The sequence below is a fragment of the Streptomyces sp. NPDC111516 genome, assembly GCF_055635345.1.
On the sequence record NZ_JBVKBV010000061.1, the window covers coordinates 1 to 4,631 of the forward strand.

The 4,631-nt window shown below is 68.7% G+C and carries 5 protein-coding genes and 2 pseudogenes; 5 read left to right on the top strand and 2 right to left on the bottom strand.

Features of this window, described 5'->3' with window-relative positions; genetic code table 11:
* Window positions 1–69 precede the first annotated feature (69 nt).
* Window positions 70–216 (top strand): annotated as a pseudogene (locus tag ACZ7L9_RS37925) (IS701 family transposase); the annotation flags it as partial.
* Window positions 217–230: 14 nt separating this feature from the next.
* Here ACZ7L9_RS37925 and ACZ7L9_RS37930 read toward each other — a convergent pair.
* Window positions 231–551: pseudogene (locus ACZ7L9_RS37930) on the bottom strand (transposase); the annotation flags it as partial.
* A 290-nt stretch (window positions 552–841) separates the two neighbouring features.
* Between ACZ7L9_RS37930 and ACZ7L9_RS37935 the strand changes: the two are divergent.
* The gene (locus ACZ7L9_RS37935) at window positions 842–1,363 is read left to right on the top strand and encodes a hypothetical protein (RefSeq protein ID WP_471422074.1); all 522 of its coding nucleotides are present in this window, start codon (window positions 842–844) and stop codon (window positions 1,361–1,363) included.
* Window positions 1,364–1,968: 605 nt separating this feature from the next.
* Here the strand turns inward: ACZ7L9_RS37935 and ACZ7L9_RS37940 are convergent.
* Window positions 1,969–2,442 carry a MarR family winged helix-turn-helix transcriptional regulator gene (locus ACZ7L9_RS37940; RefSeq protein WP_471422075.1) on the bottom strand — a complete coding sequence of 158 codons (474 nt, stop codon included), beginning with the start codon at window positions 2,440–2,442 and terminating at the stop codon, window positions 1,969–1,971.
* A gap of 197 nt (window positions 2,443–2,639) precedes the next feature.
* Between ACZ7L9_RS37940 and ACZ7L9_RS37945 the strand changes: the two genes are divergently transcribed.
* From ACZ7L9_RS37945 to ACZ7L9_RS37955, 3 genes are all read left to right on the top strand, one after another.
* A complete protein-coding gene (locus ACZ7L9_RS37945) occupies window positions 2,640–3,200 on the top strand; it encodes an NADPH-dependent FMN reductase (protein WP_471422076.1) in 561 nt (186 codons plus the stop codon).
* Window positions 3,201–3,237: 37 nt separating this feature from the next.
* Window positions 3,238–3,801: an ester cyclase gene (locus ACZ7L9_RS37950; protein WP_471422077.1), complete on the top strand. Its 564-nt coding sequence runs from the start codon at window positions 3,238–3,240 to the stop codon at window positions 3,799–3,801.
* 158 nt (window positions 3,802–3,959) lie between these two features.
* Window positions 3,960–4,244, top strand: coding sequence for an ester cyclase (locus ACZ7L9_RS37955; protein ID WP_471422078.1), 285 nt, complete (start codon window positions 3,960–3,962; stop codon window positions 4,242–4,244).
* The last annotated feature ends 387 nt before the right edge of the window (window positions 4,245–4,631 follow it).

Below are 4,631 nucleotides of genomic sequence, written 5' to 3' on the forward strand. Positions count from 1 at the left end.
CTAGTAGTGCTTGGTCAGGTCGGCTGTGGTGGTGCGTTTCTTTCGGGTTCGGTGTGTCGTTGAGGGAGTGTGACTCCGGACGAGATTGCGGTGGTGCGTAGTGAGTTGGAGACGTTTGCGGCGGAGGTGTTCGAGCCGTTCGCGCGCAACGACCAGCGGCGGTGGGGGCAGGTCTACCTGCGTGGGCTGCTGACCGACGGCAAGCGTAAGGCAGTTATTGAAATACAGCTCCCGGCGGTGCCGGTGTACTGCCGCTGCACGCCCGCCGAACCGCGGCCCTTCTTCAGGAACCCGGTCTCGTCGACAATCAGCACGCCGTCATTGGCGCCGAGGTGCTCGACGACGTAGGCACGGACGTCGTCGCGGACGTCATCGGCGTTCCAGCGGGCGGTTCGCAGCAGGCGTTGCATCGGCCCGGGACGGGCGTGGCCGGCCTGCTCGGCCAGCTGCCAGCAGTTCTTCCGCTCAACGCCGGAGAGCAGTCCGAACAGGTAGGCGCGGGCCGTCGCCCGAGGCTCGACCCGGCGAAACCTGCCCGCGATCCGGGACATGGCCTGGTCGAACATCGCCCGCCACCGCTCTGCGTCTATGCTGCGGCCCGCGGCCACCGCACGATCATCATGAGTCCACACAACCCGTGATGATGACGCGGTGGCCGTTCCTGTTCCCAGGCAGCCCCGGTGCAAGATCGCGAAGCAGCGCAGGATTATTAGGCGATCCGGTCCAGGCCGCCGGGCGGGTGTGTGCGACCCGAGGAGGAGAGGACAGCTCCCCCTGGGGTGATCCATCTCCGACAGGAGGCCGATGCGCCGAGGCCGGCGCTGCGGCCAGGATCGTCGACATGCCGATGTTCTCTACACTGCAGACCCTGCCCGATGTCCCGCGCTGGGCACGCAACGCAGCACGCCTGGCGGTCCTGACGCCGCTGCCGTCCAGCCTATGGCGGCTCCCGATGGCCTGGGGCTGGATGATGGGCTTCGGGCCGGAGGCCAAAAGGACGCTCCACGTGCCCGGCTGGGGATCGCTCTACATCGTGGGCCTGACGGTGTTCTCGGAGGTCTTCGCCTTCCTGACGCTCGGCCTGGTGCAGTCCTGGGGCGAGACCTGGCCGCGCTGGGTGCCGGGCCTGCGCGGCCGCCCAGTGCCGGTCCCGGCCGCAGTGATCCCGGCCCTGGTTGGAGCTGGCCTGGTCATGCTGTACTCCGCGGGCCTGATCCACAACATGTTCGTCAATCCGGACGCCGACGCTCCCCACGGCATCTCCGTCGTGGTCCTGGACCTCTGCTACGCGCCCATCATCCTCTGGGGGCCGCTGCTGCTGGCAGTCACCGTGCATTATTGGCGCCGCCGGCGCCGGACGTGACCCGCCGGTCGCGGCCCCCACTGAGACACGATCGAAGCACACAGATCACAAACTCGCACTGGAGTACTAGAACGGCAGATTCGCGATCCGGTGAAGAGGCGTGGATTGTTGGCATCGCGCGCGTCCCGGACCGCCCAGGCCCGCCAGAGTGCTGAAGGTCGAGTTCGTCCACCGGCACACCTTCTGACACAAAGACAGGAAAGGGGCGCAGTCATGCGCGCAGTGGTCCTCCAGGAGTTCGGTACTCCGCTGGTCCTCAGCGAGATTGAGCAGCCCAATGCCGGCCCCGGCCAGGTGCTGGTCAAGGTCAAGGCCAGCGGTGTCACCGCTGGACACCAAGAATCCGCACCGGTCGGCCGAGCCGGTCGACGCGCCCACCGTGGTGTGGCTGGCCGTCCACGCCCGAAGGTGCAGGACGCTGGTCGTCCGGGGTCCCCAGGCGGCCCCGGAGCCCACCATGGTGGTGCCGAGGACCCGGCACCGACGTCCGAGACGGCCCACCCAGGTCTTCTCCCAGGTCTTCACGAGGTCTTGTGCGGAGTCTTCTTCCGGGTCGCCCGGTCCCGGTGGCCGCCCTCAACCGCCTCGGCCGGACGGACCGGGAATCAGCCGGGTTCGTCTTCGGAGGTCGCGACGCGTTGGAGCGTGGCGGTGAGTTGGGTGAGGTCCTGGCCGCCGAAGTGGTCGACGAGGTGTCGTCGCACGCTGACCAGAAACGCCGGCCAGGCCTGTTCGAGGCGGGCGAGGCCGGCGTCGGTCAGGGCGGCGTTCCATCCACGCCCGTCCTGGGCGCACTTGGCGCGCTCGACCCAGCCCTGCTTCTCCAGTCGGATGACGACGCGGGTCATCCCGCTGAGGGAAATGCTGCAGGCGGCGGCGAGCTCGCTCATCCGCATCGCCTTCCCCGGCGCCTCGGACAGATGCATCAGGGGCGTGTACTCGGAAAGCGGAAGCCCGGCTTCGCGCACGATGTCGGCGTCGACCGCGCGTGGCAGCGCCAGCATGACGCGGCTCAGCTCACGCACGAACGCCTCCTCGCTCGGGGCGAGAGGCTGCAATGACTGCTGGTCGGATGGCATTTCCTCACCTTAACTCCTTGACAGGTCAAGGAGCCGCGGGAAGTGCGGACCGATCCTGCCTCCACGCCTCCATCGATGCACCTCCGTCAAGTGCTTGACGCGTCAAGCAGTTCTCGGGTGTACTTCACCCGTCAAGAAATTACTTGACGAGGCAAGCACCTGCCGGGCTGCTCGGCAAGTGAACGGAGAGGACCACCATGACCAAGATCGGCATCATTCTCGGAAGCACCCGCCCGGGACGGAACGGCGAGGCCGTCGCCCGCTGGGTGCACGAGAGCGCCGCCCGGCGCACCGACGCCGAGTTCGAACTCGTCGACCTGGCGGACCACAAGCTCCCGCTGCTCGACGAGGCCTACCCCCCGTCGATGGGCCAGTACACCCAGCCGCACACCCAGGCCTGGGCGGAAAAGATCGCGTCCTTCGACGGCTTCGTGATCGTCACACCCGAGTACAACCGCTCGGTGCCCGGAGCGCTGAAGAACGCCATCGACTTCCTCTACGCCGAGTGGAACAACAAGGCCGTCGGCTTCGTCAGCTACGGCGCGACCGGCGGCACCCGCGCCGTGGAGCACCTGCGCCTCATCGCCGGCGAACTCCAGATGGCCGACGTGCGCTGCCAGGTCGCGCTCTCCCTCTTCAACGACTTCGAGAACTTCAGCACCTTCAAGCCCATCGACGCCCAGCACGACGCCCTCGCCGCCACCCTCGACCAGGTCATCGCCTGGACCGACGCCCTCGCCCCGCTGCGCACCCACTGACACCAAGCCCCCGACAACTCACCCACCAGGAGTTCACATGACCGCCAAGAGGCCCACCGAGGCCGCATCCGCCCCCACCGCCAGCCGGCGCAAGATGATCGGCACCATCACCGGGCTCGGCGCCGCCGCCGCCCTCGCCGCCGTCGCCACTCCGGCCGAGGCGCAGAGCCAGGGATCACCCGGCGCCCCGTCCGGCTCGCGCCTTTCGCCGCGACAGGTCGCCGCGGCGTTCTACGCCAGCTACAACGGGGACCTGGCCGCCGGCTTCGAGCGCTACATCTCGAGGGACCTCGTGCTCCACGGGTTCGACGGCCCCAATGAACGCTCGGCCTGGGTCGCGGGAGACCTCGAACTGAAGGCGTCGCTCACCGGCTACCGACTGGACGTGTTCGACCAGATCGCGCAGGGCACCAAGGTGGTCACCCGCTGGAGCCTCGGCGGCGTCCACACAGGGGCAATCCTGGGAATCCCCCCGTCCGGCCGCGAGGTCCACCTCAGCGGCATCTCCATCGACCGCGTCGTGGACGGCCAGTCCGTCGAGCACTGGTCGGAAGGCAACTTCGGCAGGTTCCTGCAGATACTCCGCGGCGAGAACGTCTGACGCAACGTCATCGGCACAGCCCCGCACCGGGAAAGCGCGGGAGATCCTCGACGAGAGCACCGGGAGGCAGCACATGAAGGAGCCCATCGGCCGACGCGGGCTGGTAGGCGGCGCTCTCGCCGGGGGCGCCCTGGCACTCGCGTCCACGCCCCCGTCCTTTGCCGCGAGCGGCGGGGCTGGTCGCGGCGTTCGGCGACCTCACCATCACGGTGTTCGACCAGCTCGCCGAGGGCGACAAGGTGGCGACCCGCTGGCTCCTGGGCGGACACCACACCGGACAGTTCCTCGACATCCCCCCGTCCGGACGGGGTACGCGTCCTCCACCGCGACCACAGTCGACCGGGTCGAGGAACGGAAGGCCATCGAGCACTGGTCCGACGCGGACTTCACGGCCTTCCTCCAGAAGCCGGCCGCATGGACCGCCACCACGAGGAGCAACATGACCGGCCGGACAGGCTCCCAGTGACCCGAGCCGGAGATTCGGCGGCAGTGGGTAGCGACTTCGTCGAGCACCTCGTCAGCGGTTTTGGTCCAGACGAAGGGCCCGGGGTGCTCGGGCGGGTGCCCAGCCGTTGTGGTGCGGGGGGGGCACCGAGGTGCGCCGAGCTCCGCCCCACGCGCCCTTCCCCACAGGTTCACCGGCCCCGCACGCTGAAGGACGCACGGCGGAAAGGAGCCGGGCGCGGCGTATCGGCCCGGACCGGTCCGCGCAGAGAGGACGTCGTGACTCCTCCACCCCTGAAGGGGGTGGCTTCTCGCTATGCCGGTTGGGCTTCGCGACGGACCAGCCCGGCCCGTAGAACGTTCAGGGCGCCCACTGTGTCGGCGTG

Bases quoted from the DNA above. Each gene is read 5' to 3' on its own strand.
- ACZ7L9_RS37935 (WP_471422074.1), top strand. From the start codon at position 842: ATGCCGATGTTCTCTACACTGCAGACCCTGCCCGATGTCCCGCGCTGG.
- ACZ7L9_RS37940 (WP_471422075.1), bottom strand. From the start codon at position 2,442: ATGCCATCCGACCAGCAGTCATTGCAGCCTCTCGCCCCGAGCGAGGAG.
- ACZ7L9_RS37945 (WP_471422076.1), top strand. From the start codon at position 2,640: ATGACCAAGATCGGCATCATTCTCGGAAGCACCCGCCCGGGACGGAAC.
- ACZ7L9_RS37950 (WP_471422077.1), top strand. From the start codon at position 3,238: ATGACCGCCAAGAGGCCCACCGAGGCCGCATCCGCCCCCACCGCCAGC.